The sequence below is a fragment of the Bacillus cereus group sp. BfR-BA-01316 genome (assembly GCF_022664195.1).
In the GTDB taxonomy this organism is placed as follows: domain Bacteria; phylum Bacillota; class Bacilli; order Bacillales; family Bacillaceae_G; genus Bacillus_A.
In genome coordinates, this window is sequence record NZ_JAKUGX010000105.1 from 1 (window position 1) to 311 (window position 311).

A 311-nucleotide genomic window follows, 5' to 3' on the forward strand; every position below is an offset into this window, starting at 1 on the left:
TCACTTTTCCAGATCCATCTGCTAGTTTATTTACTCCATCGATTAGCTGGGTTGAGCCAGTTGACATTTTATTTAGACCACCATTTAAAGTGCCTATGCCTGTTGTTACTTGACCCGAGCCATCCGCTAATTGCGTTATTCCGCCTGTCATTTGGCTTGCTCCTACAGATAATGTACCTAAACCGCCTGTTACTTTGCTTGAGCCATCCGCTAATTGGGTTACTCCATCAATTAATTGACCTGACCCGTTATTTAATTTATCTACACCCACTTTGGCATTACTTAATCCTTCACCAAACCCTTGAAATTTT

At 41.2% G+C, this 311-nt stretch carries 1 pseudogene; it reads right to left on the reverse strand.

The features are described 5' to 3' along the window. Positions 1–311 (reverse strand): annotated as a pseudogene (locus MR071_RS25180) (YhgE/Pip domain-containing protein); the annotation flags it as partial.